The sequence below is a fragment of the Escherichia sp. E10V5 genome (assembly GCF_004212315.1).
Taxonomy (GTDB): Bacteria; Pseudomonadota; Gammaproteobacteria; order Enterobacterales; family Enterobacteriaceae; genus Escherichia.
This window is the reverse complement of record NZ_RHJM01000018.1, coordinates 55,585-77,919: the sequence shown is the minus strand read 5'-3', so window position 1 is coordinate 77,919 and position 22,335 is coordinate 55,585. Positions and strand designations below refer to the sequence as shown.

At 52.1% G+C, this 22,335-nt stretch carries 32 protein-coding genes and 1 pseudogene; 3 read left to right on the top strand and 30 right to left on the bottom strand.

Annotated features, from left to right (window positions below; all coding sequences use genetic code 11):
* Positions 1 to 20 precede the first annotated feature (20 nt).
* From D9738_RS14420 to D9738_RS14350, 15 genes and pseudogenes are all read right to left on the bottom strand, one after another.
* Positions 21 to 1,148 (bottom strand): annotated as a pseudogene (locus D9738_RS14420) (phage tail length tape measure family protein); the annotation flags it as partial.
* A complete protein-coding gene (locus tag D9738_RS14415; protein WP_000459457.1) occupies positions 1,141 to 1,575 on the bottom strand; it encodes a phage tail assembly protein T in 435 nt (144 codons plus the stop codon). The pseudogene D9738_RS14420 and the gene D9738_RS14415, both read right to left, overlap by 8 nt.
* A complete protein-coding gene (locus D9738_RS14410) occupies positions 1,557 to 1,979 on the bottom strand; it encodes a phage minor tail protein G (protein WP_000479153.1) in 423 nt (140 codons plus the stop codon). Before D9738_RS14410 ends, D9738_RS14415 begins: the two co-directional genes overlap by 19 nt.
* Positions 1,980 to 1,994: 15 nt before the next feature.
* Positions 1,995 to 2,735 carry a phage tail protein gene (locus D9738_RS14405; RefSeq protein WP_130260478.1) on the bottom strand — a complete coding sequence of 247 codons (741 nt, stop codon included), beginning with the start codon at positions 2,733 to 2,735 and terminating at the stop codon, positions 1,995 to 1,997.
* A gap of 7 nt (positions 2,736 to 2,742) precedes the next feature.
* Positions 2,743 to 3,138 carry a phage minor tail U family protein gene (locus D9738_RS14400; RefSeq protein ID WP_000683105.1) on the bottom strand — a complete coding sequence of 132 codons (396 nt, stop codon included), beginning with the start codon at positions 3,136 to 3,138 and terminating at the stop codon, positions 2,743 to 2,745.
* Positions 3,135 to 3,713, bottom strand: coding sequence for a phage tail protein (locus D9738_RS14395; RefSeq protein WP_000975070.1), 579 nt, complete (start codon positions 3,711 to 3,713; stop codon positions 3,135 to 3,137). Before D9738_RS14395 ends, D9738_RS14400 begins: the two co-directional genes overlap by 4 nt.
* 11 nt (positions 3,714 to 3,724) lie before the next feature.
* Positions 3,725 to 4,078, bottom strand: a complete 354-nt coding sequence (locus tag D9738_RS14390; protein WP_000752996.1) for a head-tail joining protein — start codon at positions 4,076 to 4,078, stop codon at positions 3,725 to 3,727.
* Positions 4,079 to 4,089: 11 nt separating this feature from the next.
* Entirely contained in the window at positions 4,090 to 4,485 is a 396-nt protein-coding gene (locus tag D9738_RS14385) for a DNA-packaging protein FI (protein ID WP_000158897.1), read from the bottom strand.
* Positions 4,486 to 4,526: 41 nt separating this feature from the next.
* Positions 4,527 to 5,552, bottom strand: a complete 1,026-nt coding sequence (locus tag D9738_RS14380) for a major capsid protein (protein WP_130260477.1) — start codon at positions 5,550 to 5,552, stop codon at positions 4,527 to 4,529.
* Between the two features lie 55 nt (positions 5,553 to 5,607).
* Positions 5,608 to 5,940 (bottom strand): head decoration protein, encoded by a 333-nt coding sequence (locus tag D9738_RS14375; protein ID WP_001299443.1) that lies wholly within the window; start codon positions 5,938 to 5,940, stop codon positions 5,608 to 5,610.
* A 9-nt stretch (positions 5,941 to 5,949) separates the two neighbouring features.
* Complete coding sequence (locus D9738_RS14370) at positions 5,950 to 7,269, bottom strand: S49 family peptidase (RefSeq protein ID WP_130260476.1); 1,320 nt, start codon at positions 7,267 to 7,269, stop codon at positions 5,950 to 5,952.
* Positions 7,250 to 8,851 carry a phage portal protein gene (locus D9738_RS14365; protein WP_001535134.1) on the bottom strand — a complete coding sequence of 534 codons (1,602 nt, stop codon included), beginning with the start codon at positions 8,849 to 8,851 and terminating at the stop codon, positions 7,250 to 7,252. The genes D9738_RS14370 and D9738_RS14365 overlap by 20 nt, the downstream gene beginning before the upstream one ends.
* Positions 8,848 to 9,054: a gpW family protein gene (locus tag D9738_RS14360; protein ID WP_000198149.1), complete on the bottom strand. Its 207-nt coding sequence runs from the start codon at positions 9,052 to 9,054 to the stop codon at positions 8,848 to 8,850. The genes D9738_RS14365 and D9738_RS14360 overlap by 4 nt, the downstream gene beginning before the upstream one ends.
* The gene (locus D9738_RS14355) at positions 9,051 to 10,976 is read right to left on the bottom strand and encodes a phage terminase large subunit family protein (protein ID WP_130260475.1); all 1,926 of its coding nucleotides are present in this window, start codon (positions 10,974 to 10,976) and stop codon (positions 9,051 to 9,053) included. Before D9738_RS14355 ends, D9738_RS14360 begins: the two co-directional genes overlap by 4 nt.
* Complete coding sequence (locus D9738_RS14350; RefSeq protein ID WP_000453576.1) at positions 10,951 to 11,496, bottom strand: DNA-packaging protein; 546 nt, start codon at positions 11,494 to 11,496, stop codon at positions 10,951 to 10,953. Before D9738_RS14350 ends, D9738_RS14355 begins: the two co-directional genes overlap by 26 nt.
* 666 nt (positions 11,497 to 12,162) lie before the next feature.
* Between D9738_RS14350 and iss the strand changes: the two genes are divergently transcribed.
* A complete protein-coding gene (gene iss / locus D9738_RS14345) occupies positions 12,163 to 12,456 on the top strand; it encodes an increased serum survival lipoprotein Iss (RefSeq protein ID WP_000738421.1) in 294 nt (97 codons plus the stop codon).
* Positions 12,457 to 12,546: 90 nt separating this feature from the next.
* Here iss and rzoD read toward each other — a convergent pair whose 3' ends face one another.
* The 3 genes from rzoD to D9738_RS14330 all read right to left on the bottom strand — a co-directional run bounded on the left by rzoD (position 12,547) and on the right by D9738_RS14330 (position 13,714).
* The gene (gene rzoD / locus D9738_RS14340; protein WP_001228695.1) at positions 12,547 to 12,729 is read right to left on the bottom strand and encodes a prophage lysis lipoprotein RzoD; all 183 of its coding nucleotides are present in this window, start codon (positions 12,727 to 12,729) and stop codon (positions 12,547 to 12,549) included.
* A 216-nt stretch (positions 12,730 to 12,945) separates the two neighbouring features.
* A complete protein-coding gene (locus tag D9738_RS14335) occupies positions 12,946 to 13,422 on the bottom strand; it encodes a glycoside hydrolase family protein (protein ID WP_130260474.1) in 477 nt (158 codons plus the stop codon).
* Positions 13,409 to 13,714 (bottom strand): phage holin family protein, encoded by a 306-nt coding sequence (locus D9738_RS14330; protein ID WP_000544528.1) that lies wholly within the window; start codon positions 13,712 to 13,714, stop codon positions 13,409 to 13,411. The genes D9738_RS14335 and D9738_RS14330 overlap by 14 nt, the downstream gene beginning before the upstream one ends.
* 228 nt (positions 13,715 to 13,942) lie before the next feature.
* On the opposite strand from D9738_RS14330, the gene D9738_RS14325 reads away from it, so the two are divergent.
* A complete protein-coding gene (locus tag D9738_RS14325; RefSeq protein WP_064226622.1) occupies positions 13,943 to 14,746 on the top strand; it encodes a DUF3800 domain-containing protein in 804 nt (267 codons plus the stop codon).
* A gap of 221 nt (positions 14,747 to 14,967) precedes the next feature.
* Here D9738_RS14325 and D9738_RS14320 read toward each other — a convergent pair whose 3' ends face one another.
* From D9738_RS14320 to D9738_RS14290, 7 genes are read right to left on the bottom strand one after another with little or no spacing between them, the layout of a single operon-like run.
* The gene (locus tag D9738_RS14320; RefSeq protein WP_130260473.1) at positions 14,968 to 15,657 is read right to left on the bottom strand and encodes a bacteriophage antitermination protein Q; all 690 of its coding nucleotides are present in this window, start codon (positions 15,655 to 15,657) and stop codon (positions 14,968 to 14,970) included.
* Positions 15,654 to 15,794: a YlcG family protein gene (locus D9738_RS14315; protein ID WP_001568558.1), complete on the bottom strand. Its 141-nt coding sequence runs from the start codon at positions 15,792 to 15,794 to the stop codon at positions 15,654 to 15,656. The genes D9738_RS14320 and D9738_RS14315 overlap by 4 nt, the downstream gene beginning before the upstream one ends.
* Positions 15,791 to 16,153, bottom strand: coding sequence for a crossover junction endodeoxyribonuclease RusA (gene rusA / locus D9738_RS14310; RefSeq protein ID WP_001492872.1), 363 nt, complete (start codon positions 16,151 to 16,153; stop codon positions 15,791 to 15,793). The genes D9738_RS14315 and rusA overlap by 4 nt, the downstream gene beginning before the upstream one ends.
* On the bottom strand, positions 16,150 to 16,440 hold the full coding sequence (locus D9738_RS14305) for a DUF1364 domain-containing protein (protein WP_000774477.1): 291 nt from the start codon (positions 16,438 to 16,440) through the stop codon (positions 16,150 to 16,152). Before D9738_RS14305 ends, rusA begins: the two co-directional genes overlap by 4 nt.
* The gene (locus D9738_RS14300) at positions 16,433 to 16,603 is read right to left on the bottom strand and encodes a NinE family protein (protein ID WP_021550626.1); all 171 of its coding nucleotides are present in this window, start codon (positions 16,601 to 16,603) and stop codon (positions 16,433 to 16,435) included. The genes D9738_RS14305 and D9738_RS14300 overlap by 8 nt, the downstream gene beginning before the upstream one ends.
* Positions 16,603 to 17,058 (bottom strand): DNA base-flipping protein YbcN, encoded by a 456-nt coding sequence (gene ybcN, locus D9738_RS14295; protein ID WP_001053012.1) that lies wholly within the window; start codon positions 17,056 to 17,058, stop codon positions 16,603 to 16,605. The genes D9738_RS14300 and ybcN overlap by 1 nt, the downstream gene beginning before the upstream one ends.
* Positions 17,055 to 17,156 (bottom strand): hypothetical protein, encoded by a 102-nt coding sequence (locus D9738_RS14290; protein WP_073978393.1) that lies wholly within the window; start codon positions 17,154 to 17,156, stop codon positions 17,055 to 17,057. The genes ybcN and D9738_RS14290 overlap by 4 nt, the downstream gene beginning before the upstream one ends.
* A 413-nt stretch (positions 17,157 to 17,569) precedes the next feature.
* On the opposite strand from D9738_RS14290, the gene D9738_RS14285 reads away from it, so the two are divergent.
* A complete protein-coding gene (locus D9738_RS14285; protein ID WP_130210688.1) occupies positions 17,570 to 18,247 on the top strand; it encodes a hypothetical protein in 678 nt (225 codons plus the stop codon).
* Between the two features lie 280 nt (positions 18,248 to 18,527).
* On the opposite strand, the gene D9738_RS14280 is transcribed toward D9738_RS14285, so the two are convergent.
* From D9738_RS14280 to D9738_RS24785, 5 genes are all read right to left on the bottom strand, one after another.
* Positions 18,528 to 19,133, bottom strand: coding sequence for a P22AR C-terminal domain-containing protein (locus tag D9738_RS14280; RefSeq protein ID WP_130210690.1), 606 nt, complete (start codon positions 19,131 to 19,133; stop codon positions 18,528 to 18,530).
* Positions 19,134 to 19,408: 275 nt separating this feature from the next.
* Positions 19,409 to 19,897: a recombination protein NinB gene (locus tag D9738_RS25135; protein ID WP_130260472.1), complete on the bottom strand. Its 489-nt coding sequence runs from the start codon at positions 19,895 to 19,897 to the stop codon at positions 19,409 to 19,411.
* Positions 19,898 to 19,970: 73 nt separating this feature from the next.
* Positions 19,971 to 21,347, bottom strand: coding sequence for a replicative DNA helicase (locus tag D9738_RS14270; RefSeq protein WP_000806596.1), 1,377 nt, complete (start codon positions 21,345 to 21,347; stop codon positions 19,971 to 19,973).
* Positions 21,344 to 22,165: a replication protein gene (locus tag D9738_RS14265; RefSeq protein WP_001608293.1), complete on the bottom strand. Its 822-nt coding sequence runs from the start codon at positions 22,163 to 22,165 to the stop codon at positions 21,344 to 21,346. Before D9738_RS14265 ends, D9738_RS14270 begins: the two co-directional genes overlap by 4 nt.
* Positions 22,152 to 22,313, bottom strand: coding sequence for a hypothetical protein (locus D9738_RS24785; RefSeq protein ID WP_000166961.1), 162 nt, complete (start codon positions 22,311 to 22,313; stop codon positions 22,152 to 22,154). Before D9738_RS24785 ends, D9738_RS14265 begins: the two co-directional genes overlap by 14 nt.
* Positions 22,314 to 22,335 lie beyond the last annotated feature (22 nt).

Genomic DNA, 22,335 nt, shown 5'->3' with positions numbered 1-22,335 from the left:
GATTTTGTGATCCACTACAGCTGCTCAGCCTTCTTTCGGGCGGCTTCAAGCGCAAGACGGGCCTTTTCACGATCATCCCAGTAACGCGCCCGCGCTTCATCGTTAACAAAATAATCATCCTTGCGCAGATTCCAGATGTCGTCTGCTTTCTTAAACGCAGCCTCTGCCTTAATCAGCATCTCCTGCGCGGTATCAGGACGACCAATATCCAGCACCGCATCCCACATGGATTTGAATGCCCGCGCAGTCCTGTCTGCCCAAGTCTCCAGCGTGCCCATGTTCTCTTTCAGGCGGCGGGTCTGGTCATCAAACCCTTTCGTTGCGGCCTCGTTCGCCGCCTGCAATGCCCCGGCTTCATCGCCGGAACGCTGCAACTGAGCAACATACGCAATCTGCTCCGCCGTCACGTTATGGAACTGGCGTGCCATCGCCGTCAGCCCCGACGTCGGGTCTGTGGTCAGCTTCCCGAAGGCTTCAGCGACCTTGTCCACCTCCACGCCGGATGCAGAGGAGAAACGCGCCACACTCTGGCTGATGGACGCAATCTGAGCCTCACCGCTTACCCCCGCCTTAACCAGTGCGCTGAGTGACTCGCTGGTCTGGTTAAACGTCAGCCCTGCCGCCTGCCCGGCTCTGGACAGGACCAGCATACGATCTGCCGTCAGTCCCGCCTGATTGCCGGAAAGGACCAGCGTTTTGTTGAAATCGGACAGGGTTGAGTTGCCCTGATACCAAGCATACGCCAGCGCACCGGTCGCCACCGCCAGCGAGGTGGCCCCCACCATCGGCAGGGTGATCGCACCGGCAAGCCCCCTGAACATGGGGATCATCCCGCCGAAGGAGTCCTTCACCTGCCCCCCCTGTTGCAGCAGGATCAGCCACGGACTTTGCCCGCCTGCAAGCTGCGTGGCCACGTCGGTGAACTGTGCAGGCAGCATACGCATGGCGGCTTTATACTGCCCGACGGAAATCCCCGCTTTCTGTGCAGCCAGCGCCTGTCGGCTCAGCGACTGTTCAACGACTGCCGCTGTTTTTTTCGCATCACTTTCCGTACCGGAAAAATGACGCCTGACTCTGGCCATCTGCTCGTCAAATCTGGCCGCATCCAGACTCAAATCAACGACCAGATCGCCTACCGGTTCAGCCATACCGGACTCCTCCTGCGATCCCTTCTGATACTGTCATCAGCATTACGTCATCCTCCGTCATGTCCGCCACATCCGGGGAAGCGGGGATAACTTCATTCCCGTCCGGGCCAAAGCGGACACCTCCGGCAAGCCCTGCCGCTTTCTGCATCAGCACATCATCTTCAGGCTCTTCGTCAGCCTCGCGCCGGTTCAGCAGACTGAAATCCAGCGGATGCATATCCGGATCGCTGAAAAACAGGCTGAGCACGGTGTACGTCAGCCCGGAAAAGTGCATATCCAGCAGAACATCATGAAAATAATGGGTACTGTAAAAGCGGTGCCAGTCGGCATACTCCGTGGATGACATCCCGGCAAGCATGGCACGCCAGTCGGGCCGCCCCATCTCACGCGCCAGTTTCAGGGCAAAACTCAGCTCACCGTCGAACACTTTCCCGCAGAAACAGGCTCTGCGGGCCCGGCGTCCTCTGTCTGTTCAGGGGCATTATTCACCACAAACTCATACATACCAGACAGCCGGTACACCACGTTTTCAGCATGAGAAATTGCTTCCGTGGGCCAGGTGGTAAGCACTTCCTGCTCAATCTGTTTAACGGCTTCATTCATGGACGGCATCTGCGTCTTCTGCGGATGGTTATGCCACAGGGACATCGCCACCAGAAACGCGCCGGTTCTGATGGCGTCTTCCACAGTAAACTTCCGGTTGCTGTCTGACTCCGCCTGTTCTGCCTGCCGTTTCATCAGGGCGAGATGCTCAATGCGCTGCAGGGCTGACAGTTCAGAAAGCGTGACGGTCACACCGTTATGTTCAAATGATTCGGTTTTCAGGAACATCGCTGACTCTCCGGATTAACTGGCGGTGACGGTAATTTCTGCAACCGCAGCAAACTCACCATTACCGGATACAACCGGAATGTTGACCTTGCCTGCAGCAACGCCGTTCACGGTGATGGTCATACCACTGACCGACACGGTGGCTTTTGTTTTATCCGCAGACACCGCACGAAAGCTCTTGTCGGTTACGCCCTCCGGCTGGAAGGCCACGGTCAGCGTGGTGCTCTGCCCTTTCACCACCGAGGTGCTGGCAGGCGTCACGGTCATGCCGGTTGCCGCTGTTACCGTGCTGCGATCTTCTGCCATCGACGGACGTCCCACATTGGTGACTTTCACCGTGCGGGTGATCACTTCCTTCGCCGTAACCGCCTTACCGATACTGCTGACCCAGCCACGGAACACATCGACCGTGCCGTTCGGGAAGCGGATTTTATAGGCACGGGTATCGCCTTCATTAAACCACGCCAGCAGCGCCTGCTGCCCCTGCTCTCCGGGCATCCACGCCAGCGTGAAGCTGGTATCTCCGGCAGATTTCTGCCCCTGCCCGGTCGCAGTCCAGTCTGCATCTTCATCATCGAGATAGCTGTCGTCATAGGACTCAGCGGTCAGTTCGCCGGGCGTCAGGTCTTTAACTTTTGCCAGACGCGACCAGTCAACGTCTGAAAGCGGATTCGCATAAGGGTCACCGGTCCCCTTATAAACCCACAGGGTGGTCCCGGCACCTTTCACCGGCATTGTAGGATTTGGTACAGGCATAGCGTCCTCACATTTCATAGGTAATGACATAAGTCAGATCGGCTGAACTCCACAGGCCCGCATCATCGTCGCGCCGGTAGTCATAGCCGCTGGCCACCATACTGGTGATCAAATCTGACAGTGCCGGGATATCGCTCATCACCGGATAAATCCGGGACTCCATCCACGCATCCAGCTCTGAATCCGGCACCTGAGCAGGCAGGAAAACTTCGATATGCAGCTCCGCCTGCCAGGTATCGCTGTCCAGCTCTTCGCCCGTGTATTCAGCGCCGGTGAGATAAACGGCAACTGCCGGAAAATCCGCCTCATCAAAAACAGCGGGGCGACCATCAAAAAACGTCGCCCCGGTGTCATGCTTCTCCAGTGCATCCAGTACGGCTGCACGGAGTTCAGTATGTTTCATCGCTTTATTACCATCCTCAGTTGATGCTGCAGCGCATAGCCCAGCTCTTTCGGAAGACGTTCACGCCGTATCCGCTCAATATTTTGTTTAAACGCCGTGGTCAGCGGCACCGCCATCGGGATTTTCACCACATCAATGGGGTAACGGTTTTTCCCGGCCACACGCTGCATGACATGCCACCGGCCATTTTTCAGTTGCTGAATAAACGCGCCGGGAATACGACGGTTACCCACCACAAGCACGCTGCCGCCACCTTTCAGGGATGAACGCTGCCCCTTTTTACGACGCCTGCGGCGCGAAAGGACAACCCGCGCATTACCCAGCTTGATTACGGGCAAATCCCCCCGGTTAACTTTGATTCTGGCCTGCGGATTTTTGACCGTGGCCCTTTTCAGCCTGGCCCTTTCCTTTACCAGTTTCCGGCGTACCTTTGTCTCACGGGCAACCTGTGACGCCGACTGCGATATCGCGGATGAAGCAACGCGGTTAATGGCCATTGCGGCGGCACCAGGCACCGCCGTTTTGCTGATACGGCTGAGGTTTTCAACGGCCTGCTCAAGACCTTTTATGGCCATACATCCCCCTTTCAGCGGCGACGGTTAACGGCAGGCGGTACGCCCCGCCCAAGCCAGAGATGACAGCTTCCACCATCATCCGGCGAAACCCGGTCTATCCAGAAGTTTTCCTCACCGATGGTCAGCGTGTCTCCACGCCGCAGCTGCCGCACATCATCAGTCCGGACAAACAGGGACGGGCTGGAGCCTTCAACGCGCACGCCCTGTCCGGCATAGCTGATATTTTCAGGGTCATCAAAAACACCACGTATTACTGCGCCGGACTGCTCACCGGATGTCATGGTGGCTGACGTTCCCATGTACCCGCGTATCGTTTCATCGGCGCGGGCAATGGCAGCATCGAACAGGTTATCGAAATCAGCCACAGCGCCTCCCGTTATTGCATTCTGGCCAGGCCGCGCTCTGTCATTTCGGCTGCCACACCGGCAGAGACACGAAACGCCGTTCCCGGCAGCACAAATGCCACAGGTTCATCCCGCGTGGCGTGAAGTGCATCGGTATGCAGCGTCACCAGTGCCACAACCGTGACCAGAGCAGCCGTATCAGTCACGGTATCCGTCTGTGCTGATACCACCTCATTTTCATGTCCGGTCAGCGCATTTTCCGGGCTGACAGACGTGTCCTGACCGGCTGCGTCATCCGTGTCATCAAGCTCCTCTTCCAGCTCTGCCACACGGAGCGCCAGTTCTTCTTTCGTCCCCGTCAGGCTGACATCACGGTTCAGTTGCTCACCCAGCGACCGGAGACGGGCAATCAGTTCATCTTTCGTCATGGACTCCTCCACAGAGAGAAAATGGCCCCTAAGGGCCATGATTACGCCAGTTGAACGGACACGAACTCATCAGGATCAGCCAGCAGCATCAGCGGTGCTGACTGAATCATGGTGAACTCTCGCGCCGGATCGCCGGATGTCTTCCAGTTTTTCGGATAACGGGGAGACGCATTAATACCCTCACTCAATGCATCCGCATCCTGAATACAGCCATAGGTGCGCAGACCGCGTGCATGAGTGTTACCCAGCACCATCGTGTTGTCCGGCAGGAAGTTCTTTTTGACGCCGTTTTCCACGTACTGTCCGGAATACACGACGATGGCCACATCGCCATACATTCCCTTATAAGACACCGCTTTGCCCAGGTCTTTTATCGCTGTCTCCAGTTCGGAATGAGAGCCGCGACGGGTATCCAGCTTCTCCCTGACGGCTTTGAAGGAACGGAACAGCGCCCAGCCTTTCGGGTCAAACACGATGATATTCACCACGCCGCTGGCGTTCAGCGCGTAGGCTTCGATATCGTCGGTCGGGTCATACGTGGACTTGTCACGCTTGCTCCACTCCGTGCCGCCGGACTGCGTGATGTTGTTCGCCGCACTGCGGCCCATATCCACCTCAACCGGATCGAAGGCTTCACCGGTCATGGTGTATTTGCCCTTGAGCACGGCAGAAACTGCCTGCATCTCTTCGACCTGAGCAATGGCCAGCTCTTCGTCACGCATGTTCTGCATGATGATGCGACGGCGGCGGTAAGCCGGGTCCGCCAGATTCTGCGGATCTTCATCCGGCAGGCGACGCAGGGTCATCTGCGGATTCACTTCATGCTTGGGTTTGACATATCCCGGCGTAAATTCAGAGGTGGAGCCGCCACGGGAACGGATAACCTCACCGGAAACAATCGGCGAAACGTACAGCGCCATGTTTACCAGTCCCGGAATTTGTGAGAGATAGACTTTCTCCGTAGTGAAGGGATAGCTCTCACGGAAAAAGAGACGCAGAAACAGCGGATCAAACTTAAATTTCTGCTCATTTGCCGCCAGCAGCTGGGCGGTTGTGTACATCGACATAAAAAAATCCCGTAAAAAAAGCCGCACAGGCGGCCTTTAGTGATGAAGGGTAAAGTTAAACGATGCTGATTGCCGTTCCGGCAAACGCGGTCCGTTTTTTCGTCTCGTCGCTGGCAGCCTCCGGCCAGAGCACATCCTCATAACGGAACGTGCCGGACTTGTAGAACGTCAGTGTGGTGCTGGTCTGGTCAGCAGCAACTGCAAGAATGCCAACGGCAGCACCGTCGGTGGTGCCATCCCACGCAACCAGCTTACGGGTGGAGGTGTCCAGCATCAGCGGGGTCATTGCAGGCGCTTTCGCACTCAATCCGCCGGGCGCGGTTGCGGTATGAGCCGGGTCACTGTTGCCCAGCGGCTGGTAATGGGTAAAGGTTTCTTTGCTCGTCATAAACATCCCTTACACTGGTGTGTTCAGCAAATCGTTAACGGCATCAGATGCCGGGTTACCTGCAGCCAGTGGTGCCGGTGCACCCTGCATCAGACGATCCAGCGCAGTGTCACTGCGCGCCTGTGCACTCTGTGGTGCTGCGGCCAGAATGCGGCGGGCCGTTTCCACGGTCATTCCGGGGGTTTCGGCCAGCACGCATGCCTGTTCTTCGCGTCCGTGAGCCTCCTCACAGTTGAGGATCCCCATAATGCGGCTGTTTTCTGCCGCAACCGCTACGGTGATCTGCGCGTTCACGTCCGGCTGAGCCGCGCTGGTGTTTTCGCCCTCCGTCGCAGGCACCACGCCAGTAACGTCAGCCTGCGAAGCAGTGGCTGAAACAGTTGTTGATTGAGTCTCTTTGGTCATTCGCCCTCCTGAGAGACGGGATTTACGTGCATCCAGTGCATCACGCATAACGGTGATCGCATCGGTGCTGTTGACAAGTTCATCAGCCAGTCCGGCATCAATGGCCTCCTGACCGCTGTACACTGCAGCCTCGGTATCCAGCACAGCCTGCACAGACAGGCCGGTATATGCCGACACTTTCTGCGCAAACATCCGGCGGGTTGCATCCATCCGGGACTGCAGTGTTTCCCGGACATCATCCGGTAGATGGCTGTAGGGGTTGCCATCCACCTTATGGCTGCCGCTGTAAATCAGCGTGATTTCCACGCCCTGTTTCTCCAGCGCAGCACCGTAATTACTGTGAGCCATCATGACGCCGATGGAGCCTGTCCGGGCGGTCTGCGTGACCAGACGCCGGGAGGCGGCGCTGGCAAGCAGCTGACCTGCACTGCAGTTCATGTCGTTGGCCAGCGCCCATACCGGTTTTATGTCTCGCACACGGGCGATGATGTCAGCACAGTCAAATGCTCCCGCCACCATCCCGCCCGGTGTGTCCATATCCAGCAGAATGCCGTCCACCATCGGATCGCTGGCAGCCTGTTGCAGACGGGCGATAATGCCGTTGTAACCGGTCATTCCCGAATACGGCTGCAGCGCCCGCGTCCGGCTGACCAGCGTACCGGACACCGGCAGCACGGCGATGCCGTTCATGACCTGATAACTGCGGGCCTGTCGTGGTCCGTCATCATCACCGGATAACGCCAGCGCCGCGGGTGCCTCTCCGGCAGTCAGGCTGTCGCCGGATACTGCATCCGTCAGGCGGCTGATCCCAAGCAGGCCTGCAAGCGCACAAAAGAAAACCCGCGCATAGGCGGGTTCAAGCATCAGCGGCTCATTAAAAGCCATGCTGGCAATATGCGGGAGATTACGCAGCTCTGCTGTCACTCTTCTCCTCCTCTGTTGATTGTCGCAGCCCGGATTCAAATGCCGCAGCCGCCCAGGCGGGCGGTTTAAGACCAGCCGCGCGGCGCTCCATCGTTTCACGGACCTGCTGGGCAAAAATTTCCTGATAGTCGTCACCGCGTTTCGCGCACTCTTTCTCGTAGGTGCTCAGTCCGGCTTCTATCAGCATCACCGCTTCCTGAACTTCTTTCAGACCATCGATGGCCATACGACCGGAGCCTATCCAGTCGCAGTTCCCCCAGGCACTGCGGGCTTCCTGAAAGCTGAAGCGCGCTTTTGAAGGTAACGTCACCACGCGGCGAACGATGGCCTCTTCCAGCCAGCACAGAAACATCTGGCTCGCCTGACGGGATGCGACGAATTTTCGCCGCCCCATAAAGTGCGCCCACGACTCGTTCGCGCTGGCCCGTGCCGTGGAGTAGCTCATCTGGGCGTAATTCCGGGAAAGCTGCTCATACGAGACACCCAGCCCGGCTGCGATATACCGCAGCAGCGACTGCTCAAAAACGGAGTAGCCGTTATCCGTGTCCTGAGCCGTCTGCAGGTTCAGTGAGTCACCCGGCATCAGGTGTGGCACTTTTGCGCCTCCCAGCCGGACCGGCGCTGCGGCGTAATACGCGGCAATTTCACCAATCCAGCCCGTCAGCTTGTCCCGCTGCTCCTGACTGTTCGCGCCAAGAATAAAATCCATCGCTGACTGCGTATCCAGCTCACTCTCAATGGTGGCGGCATACATCGCCTTCACAATGGCGCTCTGCAGCTGCGTGTTCTGCAGCGTGTCGAGCATCTTCATCTGCTCCATCACGCTGTAAAACACATTTGCACCGCGAGTCTGCCCGTCTTCCACGGGTTCAAAAACGTGAATGAACGAGGCGCGCCCCCCGGGTAACTCACGGGGTATCCATGTCCATTTCTGCGGCATCCAGCCAGGATACCCGTCCTCGCTGACGTAATATCCCAGCGCCGCACCGCTGTCATTAATCTGCACACCGGCACGGCAGTTCCGGCTGTCGCCGGTATTGTTCGGGTTGCTGATGCGCTTCGGGCTGACCATCCGGAACTGTGTCCGGAAAAGCCGCGACGAACTGGTATCCCAGGTGGCCTGAACGAACAGTTCACCGTTAAAGGCGTGCATAGCCACACCTTCCCGAATCATCATGGTAAACGTGCGTTTTCGTTCAACGTCAATGCAGCAGCAGTCATCCTCGGCAAACTCTTTCCATGCCGCTTCAACCTCGCGGGAAAAGGCACGGGCTTCTTCCTCCCCGATGCCAAGATAGCGCCAGCTTGGGCGATGACTGAGCCGGAAAAAAGACCCGACGATATGATCCTGATGCAGCTGGATGGCGTTGGCGGCATAGCCGTTATTGCGTACCAGATCGTCTGCGCGGGCATTGCCACGGGTAAAGTTGGGCAGCAGGGCTGCATCCACACTTTCACTCGGTGGGTTCCACGCCCGCAACTGCCCACCAAATCCGCTGCCACCGCCGTGATAACCGGCATATTCGCGCAGCGATGTCATGCCGTCCGGCCCCAGAAGGGTGGGAATGGTGGGCGTTTTCATACATAAAATCCTGCAGGTCCCCTGCGTCGCTGTGTCATGCCGGTCTGCACTTCCAGCTCCGCAATGTATTTTTTCAGGTCAGACACGGAAGTGGCCGTAAACTCCACTCTCCGTCCGTCTTTCTGTACCGTTGCCACCCGTTTTCCTGTCATCAGGTCATGCAGTGCCGCACGGGCAGCGGCAAGTTCTTCCTGTCGCGTCATTCATCCTCTCCGGATAAGGCACGGGCGTAATCTGCCAGTGTTTTCTTGTTGGTTGCTGCACCATCCTCTTCCTGCAGGCTCGCCAGCAGCGCACTGAGATCCAGCTGCCAGCGGGAAATACTGATGCGCAGCGCCGCCAGCGCATAAACGAAGCAGTCGAGCGCCTCATTGCGTCGCTTTTTGCTGTCCCACAGTATTTTTTTCCTGCCATCCACCCATTTTTCGACCTGCTCTTCAGCCGTCAGCTGCTGCGCTTCGGTCAGATCAAAAATATCCGGGTTATTCGGGAAGTGAACGGCACCGGGAAGCGGTTCATCCCCTTCCGGCGTCAGTGTGAAGCGGTTATAAATCTGCTCTTTCGCGGTATCCGTACCGATTTCGGTAAGGTAAACCCCGTTTTTGTTTCGCTTACGTGGCATGCTGACCACCGGCTTTCCGTAGACGGATGCCCCTTTAATGGGGATCACCCGGAACAGCCCATGTTTTTTCGAGCGTTCATACACAATGGTCGGGTCAATCCCGCCAGTATCCCAGCAGATACGGGATATCGACATTTCTGCACCATTCCGGCGGGTATAGGTTTTATTGATGGCCTCATCCACACGCAGCAGCGTCTGTTCATCGTCGTGGCGGCCCATAATAATCTGCCGGTCAATCAGCCAGCTTTCCTCACCCGGCCCCCATCCCCATACGCGCATTTCGTAGCGGTCCAGCTGGGAGTCGATACCGGCGGTCAGGTAAGCCACACGGTCAGGAACGGGCGCTGAATAATGCTCTTTCCGCTCTGCCATCACTTCAGCATCCGGACGTTCGCCAATTTTCGCCTCCCACGTCTCACCGAGCGTGGTGTTTACGAAGGTTTTACGTTTTCCCGTATCCCCTTTCGTTTTCATCCAGTCTTTGACAATCTGCACCCAGGTGGTGAACGGGCTGTACGCTGTCCAGATGTGAAAGGTCACACTGTCAGGTGGCTCAATCTCTTCACCGGATGACGAAAACCAGAGAATGCCATCACGGGTCCAGATCCCGGTCTTTTCGCAGATATAACGGGCATCAGTAAAGTCCAGCTCCTGCTGGCGGATGACGCAGGCATTATGCTCGCAGAGATAAAACACGCTGGAGGGGTCATCCGGCGTCCATTTGAGGCCAAACGGCGTCTCTTTGTCGCCAAATTTAAGATACTGCTCCTCCCCGCAATGCGGGCAGGCAACATGAAAACGCATAAAATGCGGGGATTCACTGGCTGCACGCTCAATCTGACAGGTGCCTCTCACTTTTGGCGTGGAGCCACGGATGGACTTTGGCCAGACCGAGCCTTCAATACGCTTGTCACCCAGGAACGTCGGAGAGCCTTCCTGTTCAATATCATCATCAAAAGCAGCAAGTTCATCATAACCCGCCACATCCACCGACTTTTCACGGTAGTTTTTTGCCGCTTTACCGCCCAGGCACCAGAAGCCACGCCCATTAGTGAAACGCTTCATGGTGAGCGTGTTATCCCGGTGCTTTTTGCCATACCACGGGGCCAGCGCCAGCAGCGACGGAATATCACGAATAGTCGGCTCAACGTGGGTTTTCATAAAGTTCTCGGCATCACCATCCGTCGGCAACCAGATAAGGGTGTTGCGCTGCTTATGCTCTATAAAGTAGGCATAAACACCCAGCAGCATTTTGGAATAACCGACACGGGCAGACTTCACCACATTCACCTCACGGATGTAGTCGCTGCCCATCGCATTCATGATGGCCCGCTGAAAGGGCAGTGTTTCCCAGCGCCCTTCCTGGTATGCGGATTCTTTCGGGAGATAGTAATTAGCATCCGCCCATTCAACGGCGGTCTGTGGCTCCGGCCTGAACAGTGAGCGAAGCCCGGCGCGGACAAAATGCCGCAGCCTGTTAACCTGACTGTTCGATATATTCACTCAGCAACCCCGGTATCAGTTCATCCAGCGCGGCTGCTTTGTTCATGGCTTTGATGATATCCCGTTTCAGGAAATCAACATGTCGGTTTTCCAGTTCCGGAAAACGCCGCTGCACCGACAGGGGGATCCCGTCGAGAATACTGGCAATTTCACCTGCGATCCGCGACAACACGAAAGTACAGAATGCGGTTTCCACCACTTCAGCGGAGTCTCTGGCATTCTTCAGTTCCTGTGCGTCGGCCTGCGCACGCGTAAGTCGATGGCGTTCGTACTCAATAGTCCCTGGCTGGAGATCTGCCTCGCTGGCCTGCCGCAGTTCTTCAACCTCCCGGCGCAGCTTTTCGTTCTCAATTTCAGCATCCCTTTCGGCATACCATTTTATGACGGCGGCAGAGTCATAAAGCACCTCATTACCCTTGCCACCGCCTCGCAGAACGGGCATTCCCTGTTCCTGCCAGTTCTGAATGGTACGGATACTCGCACCGAAAATGTCAGCCAGCTGCTTTTTGTTGACTTCCATTGTTCATTCCACGGACAAAAACAGAGAAAGGAAACGACAGAGGCCAAAAAGCTCGCTTTCAGCACCTGTCGTTTCCTTTCTTTTCAGAGGGTATTTTAAATAAAAACATTAAGTTATGACGAAGAAGAACGGAAACGCCTTAAACCGGAAAATTTTCATAAATAGCGAAAACCCGCGAGGTCGCCGCCCCGTAACCTGTCGGATCGCCGGAAAGGACCCGTTGGCCGTTCTGGTCTACTTCGTAATGGGATTTAATAGCTGAACGACAAAAGTCTTGCGACCACAGTCACACAGACCTGAATACACGTCCTGTTTCTTCCACCCCCGCACAGGACTAGCGAGCATGAGGGACACCCCCGTGAACCATAAACGCGGTAAAAACCCGGTGTGCATCGTTTTTGATTATTCCCGCACACTCACGCAGAAGGAATTCCCCGTCGGGCTACGGTCATGGTTAATGCGGGAATACGGCGACGATACAGCGCAGCTAAAAGGGTAATGGACAGATAGAGCGGTTTATTTCATTCCACAGGATTCTGAGTGCCCCCCCTCCTCCAATAGGCTGAGCATCCACCTATATAGTTTTAATTTTCATCAATCCATTTAACTATCGTTTAATTGTTGTCACATAGGATTCTGCCGTTTTTAACAATGCAGGATAATAAGATGAAAAAAATGTTGTTTTCTGCCGCTCTGGCAATGCTTATTACAGGATGTGCTCAACAGACGTTTACTGTTGGAAACAAACCGACAGCAGTAACACCAAAGGAAACCATCACCCATCATTTCTTCGTTTCGGGAATTGGACAGGAGAAAACTGTTGATGCAGCCAAAATTTGTGGCGGCGCAGAAAATGTTGTTAAAACAGAAACCCAGCAAACATTCGTAAATGGATTTCTCGGTTTTATTACTTTAGGCATTTATACTCCGCTGGAAGCGCGTGTGTATTGCTCACAATAATTGCATGAGTTGCCCATCGATATGGGCAGCTCTATCTGCACTGCTCATTAATATACTTCTGGGTTCCTTCCAGTTGTTTTTGCATAGTGATCAGCCTCTCTCTGAGGGTGAAATAATCCCGTTCAGCGGTGTCTGCCAGTCGGGGGGAGGCTGCATTATCCACGCCGGAGGCGGTGGTGGCTTCACGCACTGACTGACAGACTGCTTTGATGTGCAACCGACGACGACCAGCGGCAACATCATCACGCAGAGCATCATTTTCAGCTTTCGCATCAGCTAACTCCTTCGTGTATTTTGCATCGAGCGCAGCAACATCACGCTGACGCATCTGCATGTCAGTAATTGCCGCGTTCGCCAGCTTCAGTTCTCTGGCATTTTTGTCGCGCTGGGCTTTGTAGGTAATGGCGTTATCACGGTAATGATTAACAGCCCATGACAGGCAGACGATGATGCAGATAACCAGAACGGAGATAATCGCGGTGACTCTGCTCATACCTCAATCTCTCTGACCGTTCCGCCCGCTTCTTTGAATTTTGCAATCAGGCTGTCAGTCTTATGCTCGAACTGACCATAACCAGCGCCAGGCAATGAGGCCCAGATATTGCTGCAACGGTCGATTGCCTGACGGATGTCACCGCGATCAATCATTAGTAAAGCGCCACGCTCCTTAATCTGCTGCAATGCAACAGCATCCTGGCTTTTAGGAGAGAAGTCTGTCAGCCCTAACTGCTTGCGGTAAGCATCCCACCAGCGTGAAAGAAGTTGATAACGGCCTGCGGCTGTTGATTTGAGTTTCGGGTTTAGCGTGACAAGTTTTCGAGGGTGATCGGAGTAATCAGTGAAGAGTTCGCCACCGACAATAACGTCATAACCGCGGTTACGTGTCGGTTGTCGCCCGTTATCCGTTCCTTCTGACCACGCCAACATATCGAGGAAAGCTTTACGCTGAGGATTAAGATTTTGCATTTTTCACCCCTGTCAGTCGTTCCCAGAAGTACGTCAGTGCAACCGAGCCCATCGCACCACTAATCCCCGCTGTCGCGAGAATCATGTAAATACTGAATCCACTTTCGATACTGATCAGGCCACCAATAACACCGGTGAATCCCGATACCACTATCTGAGCCAGAGCATTTATCCAGCTCCACGTTGCTTTACTTTGCTTCACATCTATCAGATAGCGGACCAGACCGCCCCAACCTGCGATGATCAGCAAAACGAGCCAGAACGCTCCGGCAAGGCTCTCTTTTTCGTGCATATGAATAGCCAATGTTTCGCCGCCGACGAAAGGCCGGGACGCTAATGATTAAAAACTTACATGGGAAATATTGTTATAAACAGTCAACTCAAAATAACTAAAAAATCTTATAACTAAGCGAATGGCCTTCAAAAGCCGATCCATGCAACTTGCATAAAACGATCTTTATCAATGAGTTACATGTGTGGTTAAATACCATGCTTTAAGGACTAAGAGCATTACCAGCAGATGACAGAAAAAGATAACATTGGTAAGTTAATTTGGCATATTGCTTGCGATGAATCTGGCATTGATGGGCAACGTTTCTACGGCTTTGGCAGTCTGTGGATGAAGTACCAACGCCGTGGGGATTTCTGTCAACTAATCAGAGAACTACGCAGCAAACATGGTTTTTTTGAAGAAATAAAATGGCAAAAAGCCCATTCAAAAAGATACTCTGAATTTTATCTTGAGCTGATCGACTTATTCTTTAGAGTTCCTTGGCTAGCTTTTCATTGTATCGTGGTTGAAAAATCAATAGTAAACAAGGCATTTCATAATGGGGATTATGACCTGGCAAGGAGAAAGCACTTCACAAATCTCATTACCACAAAAATTAGCTCTGTAATTTCTGCACACCCTGAAAGAGACAGTTACTTCAGGATTGAAGTTGATCCTATCGCATCTCGTTATAAAAAGGCCGATGAAGAACTAAATGTTATTGCCAATAACATATTGAATAGAAAATTTGGTCGTAAAGGGATAATCAGCAGTGTAGTGACAAAAGACTCTAAAGCATCTGAAAACATTCAGCTAGCCGATTTTTTCTTAGGTGCGGTTATGTGCGCATATCAAGGAAAAGCTTCATCTGAAGCCAAAATAAGAGTATCAAACTATGTTGCTTCATATTTAGGCTGGGATCACTTGCAATATGATACATGGCACACTGAGAGAAAATTTAATATCTGGTATTTTTATGATAAAACTCGAGGGCCACGAGATATAGAAACTCAAAATGTTAGCTTAAAGTATCCACTTCCCCAAAAGAAATAGACGTCGACCTCTCAGCCGACACGGTTGGAGTCCCAGACCAATTATCGAGTCGAAGTTACCAACTTGGCGGTTATCTTTTGGGAGCCGCCCCTTCATTCCCAAAACCTTTATTGCAGAATAATCTATATCCTGGAAATTGGATAGTCACCCCTTACGACACCTACGAACAGTTGCACATACAACATTGGCAAAATATCAGATTTACACGGAATATATGCCTTTCAATCCAGTTTTGCAATACTTTGCTGTGAAAATGTCGTCTTTTGTTTTGAACGTGTTCTCGTTACAAGCAATAAAGCTTCGCTATCAAGCTGTAGAAAAATGTGCTTCATTGCAACCCAGCGTTCAGTAAATGTCTCAGACCAGTTTTTTGATGTCACTCCCACCAGTGATGCCAGCTCCTGGTATTCATAGGTCTTACGCCCTGCCAGCTCGTTCTTCACATCCTGTGCCGCCAGCCAGATCAACTTCTTCAAACGTTCCAGTGTCTTACCTGCAATTTTTCTGGTACCCAACAGAGTCTTAAACTCGCTCCATGCCCACTGCGTTATGGCAACCTGATGCTCCCAGCGAACACTTTCGCTGTAACTCCACAGCAACCACGCTTTCTGATGTTCATCAAGAGACAGAACCGCGCGGCGCCATGAAGAGGTTGAGAACTCAACCTGGCTGACCAGTGCAATGGATGAACCTTTTGCGTACGACTGCTTACCGGAAATCGGCGGATTATCCAGCGTAATCATCCTGCCAGTTACCTCATCCAGAATGCGCGGCTTCTTTCGTTTGTATGTACCAGTATCAAATTGAGCATGCTCCAGCCAGGCTTCAAGCTGGCCTTTCGTTACTCCGCTCAAATCAGCGGTAGCCACCATGAGTTGCTCGCGAACATACTGTAAATATTGGGTATTCATGCGGCAGCTCCTTTCAGTGTTTTGGCGTAATTCTTCAGTATTCGGTAATCGGTCAAAACAGAACCGGGAAAACGATATAAGCGCAGGCGCACCCAGCGGCGGCGAAGACGTTCTGCCATATAAGACTCAAACATCATTCATCTCCCAGTTCAGTGATGGTCAGCTCCAGCTTTCCACCCTTGGTAACGGGCATCTTCACAACGCGATAATCAACGACCTGAGCATCATCCAGCCAGAAACCTGCTTTGGTGAGTGCGTCAAAAGCTGCTTTTTGCAGATTATCCAGGTCACGGCGACGGCGATCCGGCATGTGGCACTCAATACGGATTTTCACTGGCATAGCCAGACCGATATCCAGCATGGAGCCTTTGATGATTCGGGCGACGTTATCGCGGTATACCTGCCCCTCTGCGCTGATGTGCGTGCGCCCGCGATTATGGCGGTAGTAGCGGTTATTGCTCGGCGGCCAGGGTAGTGTGATGTAGTAAGTATTCACGCCTTGATTACCCCCTCTTTCAGCCAGATAACCTGCGTTCTCGCCATACCTTCCAGCGCGCATTCTTTTGCATACTCAGCATCGACAAAATGTGTGCGGCGGTCGATTTCGTCGTGACAGGCAGAACATGCAATGGTGGCAATCAGGTCTGGCGGTTTAATACCGGTGCCGCACAATCCAGCCAGCCGGATATGTGCCAGTACAGACGTTTCAGGATTGCCATTACATACGCCAGGGATTCTTACCTGGCATTCCCGACCACGCGCTGCTTTTCTCAAATCAGCCATGGTTCCTCCTTGCTGCCAGTCGCAACCATTTTTTATCAACCAGGCTGGCGGTATATCCGAGCAGTGTTGGTATTTCGGATGGTTTCAGCTCAGGCTTACGCTTACGACGATTTGGTACTCTGTAGATGTGTCCGCTCATGACACGAATAAGCGGTGTAGCCATTACGCCTCCTGCTTGTCGCGCAGCAGCTGGAACTCGCAGCTCTGCGGAATAGTCAGGTGGCAGCCAATATTCATCGCCCAGGCTTCAACCTTACACAGGAAGACATACATCTCTCCGGTATCAAGATCGGAGGTATGGCGTAACGACTGGATCGTAGTGATTTCGCCGGTTACGACATCAACCAGGTCCTTGGTTTCATAACCGAGGTATGTGTGTTTGAGAGCATCTTTTACCCATGCTGCGGTAGCGAACGATTTCCCCCTGCTGATGAGGTATTCACTGATTTCGCTGTACCACATGTGGCTGAGTGCATTCTGGGAAAGACTGCGTCTCTCCCGCCACGGTTTAAGCACCATGCGAAAGCATTTTCCATCCTCCAGATAAGGCTGGATCTGCTGACCGATAGCGGTGAAGTTACCGCGATGCAATTTGATGCCGTCTTGTGGGAGGTTCACGCTTCACCTCCGCAGAGGTCAAACGTTGGATGCAAAAAATCGCAGGTGCATTTCTGCATCTGTGAAGGGAGAAGAGAGTTTGGATTGTGTGTGCGCATAAACGTCCCCGTTTAGCGCAGAAGTCACCGGAGGTGTTCAGGCTCCGATGACATGATTATGGCGAGTTGATTATGGAAAATCAATTGAAGATGAAATTCAACAATGCCCCATGGTGCTATGGCGCTCAATTAATTATATAACTTCAGAGAAAACTGATAACCCATTGATGATCACATTAGCTCAGACTAAGAAGACTGACAACGGGGACGAACATGAACAGCAACGCCTGACATAGGTAAATCTCAAAAGCGAATCATATAATCCTTACCCCATCACTCAGAGACATCGCATAATAACATTCATACCACTATATAACCTCCAAATAACAACAACAATTCATTGGTTGCATTAATATCAGCGTGTTCCGTTGTTCAGGAATAAAACTTTTTATTTAACAAACAAAGAGAGTTCAATGATGAGCAAAATTACAGGCGTGTTAGTTGATAGCCATATCTATGATATTAAAAATGATATGGAGAGTGGTTACTGTTTCCCTAACAGTTTGTTCCCAGGAGCAACCTTCAAGATGGTCATTGATAATGACCCTATTAATAATGACAAGGTAAAATGGACCTGTAGCACTAATGCAGACAATAATGTTCTGGCGGTTAGCCAGGATGGCACAGTAACTTTTCCGGGGGTAGATGAAAAGTGCGTTGGGAAGATTTTTGTCATTTTCGCCACTGATAAATCAACAAACAAATCTGCCGGCATCTATGTTTTTATTGTGAAGCGTTTTTTCAAATACAGCATTGAACTTTATAACTCAGTTAAAGATATTTTACCGTGGATTGAAAACATGAACGGGAATTTTCCTGAGGCACGTGACATCTATAGTTACGATTATGATAACTATAGTGGACCGCATATTATCAATCGAGAAGTTAACGCAGGGCTTTACCAGGAATGGGGCACGTTATCTAATAGTGGATGGGACGCAAGTTGTGAGCTTGAGGGTATTTGTAGCATTTACGCTTTTGATAAAGACAATAATACTTATTATTGCCTGCGTGATTATGGAGAAATAGAGTGTATTGATCGTTTTTGCGTCGCTCAGGCAGTTGCATCCTACGGAGAATCCATCGACTGATTGTGTTTTTTTCAACTATCATTTGCATTATTACAGCGTAAAGATTCACTGAAATTATAAAATTTAACTTGCGCAAAACCACCCGTTCAGCGGGTGGTTCTCATTTTTATCCACTATGTATATGAAGCTTAAAAAAAATAAACGGACTTAAGCGCTCCTTTTTATATTGCTACAAACAATTAATTCTCGACACCTAATAACTAAAGCCCCGCCCCCATATACCGCCAATACCCGTTTCATAACAAAATGCTGGTGACATTTCTCACCGGAAACTTTATTGCTACTGCTCAGAACGCAAATGCGGCAATACTCGGCTCCACTTATCATCCTGCCACGGCTGGAATCTTACATGTGCCGTTTCTCTGGCAAGGATTTCGCGCGCCTTATGTAGTATCTGGGGATATTCTTGCTCAATAGAAGTAAAGCGACCGGCTTCGCGATGCTCCGCAACCTGAAGAAGTGGAGTAACATTCTGGCAGGCGGTTAACATCACATCCCCTGCTCGCCATAACCAGGCGAGTGTGCAAAGTTCGTTATCAGTGAATTGTTTTGTGATTGGGGATTGTTGAACTTCTCGATCGAGAATATCCAGAACCCAGCGGCGGAATTCTTTGGCTACAGGAGTGCGGGCGAACATAGCGATCAAATGGGCACCACGGAGGGAGAAAATGCGTATTGTTTTCTGGTAGTTCCCTGAGACACTCAAATTGAGGGTCTCAGTCATATCTGCCCTAAATTCATCGGAATTTCGATCGTAGATCTGAGTTACGGCATCAGATTTTTTATATCCGAGAGCTTGAGCAATCTCAACGGCAGTAAGCCAGATACTGTTGTTGTGTTTAACAGGATGGAATTTTGTTTGATGAAAGACTAGTTGTGTGCTCATGATGATTACCTATAAATCAAGTTAACCACCACCGCTGACGCCAATCAGTTTGGTGGTGAGACATGTAGGGTTGGCGTAACCGGGGTAATCAACCGGCCCGACCGAAGTCGGCCCTACACGCCCCACCATAATTCAGATGTGCGTATGCTTACGACAATAAAAAACACGCTCGCGGCGTGTAGTAGTCGCGATTACCTTATCCGGGACGCCAATCCCGTGTGCCGATTTTGCGGCAACGCACAGAATATAGCGCCAGATATTAGTTATCGTCAACCTCACTGATTTCCTCCCCCCGCCGCATAAACAAATAAAACCCGCTTCATCGCGGCACTCTGGCGACACTCCTTGAAAATCAGATTCGTGCTCACCTTTCCTTCCCGTTCTTCCCTGGTAGCGAACCGGTAATACACCGTTCGCCAGACCTTACCATCAATGACTAAAATTCCTGCCCGCGCCATTTTAGCCGCAGCCTGATTTATGCTGGTTACTGTTGCGCCTGTTACCTCAGCAACGTCCTGCTGCTTTAATGCTGCTGTAAAAACGCACTTCCAGCTTTCTGCATCCAGCCAGCGACCATGCCATTCAACCTGACGAGAGACGTCACCAAGGCAAGCCCAAAGCTTTCGATTCCGGTCTAAGCTGCGGTTGCGTTCCTGAATGGTTACTACGATTGGTTTGGTTGGGTCTGGAAGGATTTGCTGTACTGCGTGAATAGCGTTTTGCTGATGTGCTGGAGATCGAATTTCAAAGGTTAGCTTTTTCATGACTTCCCTCTCCCCCAAATAAAAAGGCCTGCGATTACCAGCAGACCTGTTATTAGCTCAGTGATGTAGATGGTCATACGTCAGCCCCTTGTGCATATCGTCTGCCACGCGCAGCAGGTGCATTTGATGCTGTGCAAATCTGTCTGGCTTCATCCTGGTCACATGCAACAAAGTGTCCGTTACAGAACCGCTGGTAAACCGTACCAAGTGAGCCAAAACGGTTTTTCGTCACGATGATTTCAGCAAATGGCGCGGCGCTACTGTTCTCGTCATATACCGCTTCCCGATAGAGCATGATGATTGAGTCTGCGTCCTGCTCAATGCTTCCTGAATCACGCAAATCTGCGTTTGTCGGGCGTTTGTTTGGTCGCTTCTCAACATCGCGTGAAAGCTGACTTAGGGAGATAACAGGCGTTTTCAGGTCTTTCGCCATCGCCTTAAGGCTTCCTGAGATGTGAGCAATTGCGAGGTCGTTGCGGTCTGCTTTCGGCTTCTCAATCAGGCCAAGATAATCCGCCATGATGAGTGACAGGTTTGGATTTTCCTGTTTGTGTCGTTCTGCGATTGAGCGAATTTCTTCGACAGATAACCGCGAGGCATCGACTACCCATACATCCAAATCTGCAAGCTGACTCATGCCGTTAGCAACGCGCGCCCAGCCTTCGTCATCCATCGATGCAGGATTTCGCAGCACGCTAACCGACATCCTCCCGGCGTTGGCAATGCTTCGCTCTGCAATCTGCAATGCGCTCATTTCCATCGAGAAAATCAATACTCCGCGCCGGACGTCAGAACCAGGAATAACGCGGCTTGCAACGCCTTCGGCAATCTTCAGCGCCAGTTCGGTTTTCCCCATACCAGGACGAGCGGCGATAATCACCAGGTCTTCCGCGTTCATCCCTCCGGTGATGGCGTCAAGTTCTTCGATTCCGGTCTTCAGGGTATCTGACTCTTCTCCGTTCCTCAGACGCCTGTCAAGCGTGTCAGTGTAGTCAGTGATGATTTCCCCTAACCGTACAGGTTTAACCTCGTCACGGGGCTTTCTGATGGCTGAGAGCCGTTTTACAAGTTCATCCATCGCCTGACTCGATGCGTCGATGGTTCCGCTTTGGATTGGTTCACGCATTTCATCCATGATTTCCAGCACCAGACGGCGGTGATAGTTATCCGCGACCATTCCGGCATATCCCTTCAGGTTTGCGGCACTCGGGCAGTTTTTGCTGGTCATCAGGATTGACGTGAAATGCTCCTCTCCGCACGCCTCGGCAACCATCAGCGCGTCGATTAGGTTTCTGTTTCTCGCCTGCTTGCGGATAACCTCGAAGGCTTTCCGGTAGAGCGGAATTGAAAACGCTTCCGGCTCCAGCGTTGCCAGAACGTCGCTGGCGGTTGGTGTTAATCCACCAATCAGCAGGCCACCGATAACGCTCGCTTCGATATCCTGTTTCATGCAATCCCCCTGTCTGCAAACTTCCCTTCCCGTACTCCCGTTAACGAGTCTTCCCTCAGCAGGTAATCAAAATCGGCCGTCCAGCCCGTGTCGTTGTCTCCGAAGTAAAACGGCTTGGCCTGATGCACAAACGCCCTGACATACGCTCTGAAACCGTCCACGTTTGGCGTTTTCAGTTGCGGGATGATTTTCTTCAGGCGACGTTTGCGTTTCTCGTTGACCGCAACAGCGTGTGGCAGTCTGTCACCGACTTCGGTGTTGTAGGCGTTCAGGAAGGATTCGTAGTCGATTCGTTCTGCCTTGCGACGTTCAGGTTTAACCTGCCCATCGCCGCCCCCGTTAGGGGGTAAGGGGGTATTTGTATTTATTGTCTTTTGTATATTGTCTTTTGTGTTTAGCTGACTTGGCTTATACCCATTAGCCGACTTGGCTAATGTTTTATTAGCTGTTTTAGCTAATGTTAAGCTGTCCTGGCTAATCCACTGAGAAACCACCTTGTTCACTCCGATTTTCACGCCATCAGCAATGAGGAATTTACGCTCAATAAGCTGGCGCTTGGCAGCGCAAACATGAGTGTGATGAATACCTGTCATGGCTGCTATCTGCGTGTTTGTGAGTCGATCCATCGGCTTATTGAATCCGTATGTCTTGCGCATGATAGCGAGCATCACCTTCAACTGCCGGACGGTTAAATCAGCCATCAGCAGACTGTCGGTAATCTCGTTAGCAACGCGCATGAAACCATCTTCGGTATCTGCCACGCGATGCTCCACGACCTCAAGTTGAGGCCTGTAATCAGCTAACTTAACGACGCCCATGTTTCACTCCTGCTTTGGCTAGTCTGTAAACACCAACAAGGCGCTCTGCGAACGCCCTGTTATTTGCTGCGGCTACCACTAATCCCTCAGGTGAATCAGGGTGTCGAATCTCTTCTTTTTCCTGGTATTTCTTACGACGTTTTGTCATAATTACTCCTGTGGATTGATCC

Coding starts and splice junctions, on each gene's coding strand:
- D9738_RS14410 (WP_000479153.1), bottom strand. CDS start 1,979: ATGTTCCTGAAAACCGAATCATTTGAACATAACGGTGTGACCGTCACG.
- D9738_RS14405 (WP_130260478.1), bottom strand. CDS start 2,735: ATGCCTGTACCAAATCCTACAATGCCGGTGAAAGGTGCCGGGACCACC.
- D9738_RS14400 (WP_000683105.1), bottom strand. CDS start 3,138: ATGAAACATACTGAACTCCGTGCAGCCGTACTGGATGCACTGGAGAAG.
- D9738_RS14395 (WP_000975070.1), bottom strand. CDS start 3,713: ATGGCCATAAAAGGTCTTGAGCAGGCCGTTGAAAACCTCAGCCGTATC.
- D9738_RS14385 (WP_000158897.1), bottom strand. CDS start 4,485: ATGACGAAAGATGAACTGATTGCCCGTCTCCGGTCGCTGGGTGAGCAA.
- D9738_RS14380 (WP_130260477.1), bottom strand. CDS start 5,552: ATGTCGATGTACACAACCGCCCAGCTGCTGGCGGCAAATGAGCAGAAA.
- D9738_RS14375 (WP_001299443.1), bottom strand. CDS start 5,940: ATGACGAGCAAAGAAACCTTTACCCATTACCAGCCGCTGGGCAACAGT.
- D9738_RS14365 (WP_001535134.1), bottom strand. CDS start 8,851: ATGAAAACGCCCACCATTCCCACCCTTCTGGGGCCGGACGGCATGACA.
- D9738_RS14360 (WP_000198149.1), bottom strand. CDS start 9,054: ATGACGCGACAGGAAGAACTTGCCGCTGCCCGTGCGGCACTGCATGAC.
- D9738_RS14350 (WP_000453576.1), bottom strand. CDS start 11,496: ATGGAAGTCAACAAAAAGCAGCTGGCTGACATTTTCGGTGCGAGTATC.
- iss (WP_000738421.1), top strand. CDS start 12,163: ATGAAAAAAATGTTGTTTTCTGCCGCTCTGGCAATGCTTATTACAGGA.
- rzoD (WP_001228695.1), bottom strand. CDS start 12,729: ATGCGAAAGCTGAAAATGATGCTCTGCGTGATGATGTTGCCGCTGGTC.
- D9738_RS14335 (WP_130260474.1), bottom strand. CDS start 13,422: ATGCAAAATCTTAATCCTCAGCGTAAAGCTTTCCTCGATATGTTGGCG.
- D9738_RS14330 (WP_000544528.1), bottom strand. CDS start 13,714: ATGCACGAAAAAGAGAGCCTTGCCGGAGCGTTCTGGCTCGTTTTGCTG.
- D9738_RS14325 (WP_064226622.1), top strand. CDS start 13,943: ATGACAGAAAAAGATAACATTGGTAAGTTAATTTGGCATATTGCTTGC.
- D9738_RS14320 (WP_130260473.1), bottom strand. CDS start 15,657: ATGAATACCCAATATTTACAGTATGTTCGCGAGCAACTCATGGTGGCT.
- D9738_RS14315 (WP_001568558.1), bottom strand. CDS start 15,794: ATGATGTTTGAGTCTTATATGGCAGAACGTCTTCGCCGCCGCTGGGTG.
- D9738_RS14305 (WP_000774477.1), bottom strand. CDS start 16,440: ATGGCTGATTTGAGAAAAGCAGCGCGTGGTCGGGAATGCCAGGTAAGA.
- D9738_RS14300 (WP_021550626.1), bottom strand. CDS start 16,603: ATGGCTACACCGCTTATTCGTGTCATGAGCGGACACATCTACAGAGTA.
- D9738_RS14290 (WP_073978393.1), bottom strand. CDS start 17,156: ATGCGCACACACAATCCAAACTCTCTTCTCCCTTCACAGATGCAGAAA.
- D9738_RS14285 (WP_130210688.1), top strand. CDS start 17,570: ATGATGAGCAAAATTACAGGCGTGTTAGTTGATAGCCATATCTATGAT.
- D9738_RS14280 (WP_130210690.1), bottom strand. CDS start 19,133: ATGAGCACACAACTAGTCTTTCATCAAACAAAATTCCATCCTGTTAAA.
- D9738_RS25135 (WP_130260472.1), bottom strand. CDS start 19,897: ATGAAAAAGCTAACCTTTGAAATTCGATCTCCAGCACATCAGCAAAAC.
- D9738_RS14270 (WP_000806596.1), bottom strand. CDS start 21,347: ATGAAACAGGATATCGAAGCGAGCGTTATCGGTGGCCTGCTGATTGGT.
- D9738_RS14265 (WP_001608293.1), bottom strand. CDS start 22,165: ATGGGCGTCGTTAAGTTAGCTGATTACAGGCCTCAACTTGAGGTCGTG.
- D9738_RS24785 (WP_000166961.1), bottom strand. CDS start 22,313: ATGACAAAACGTCGTAAGAAATACCAGGAAAAAGAAGAGATTCGACAC.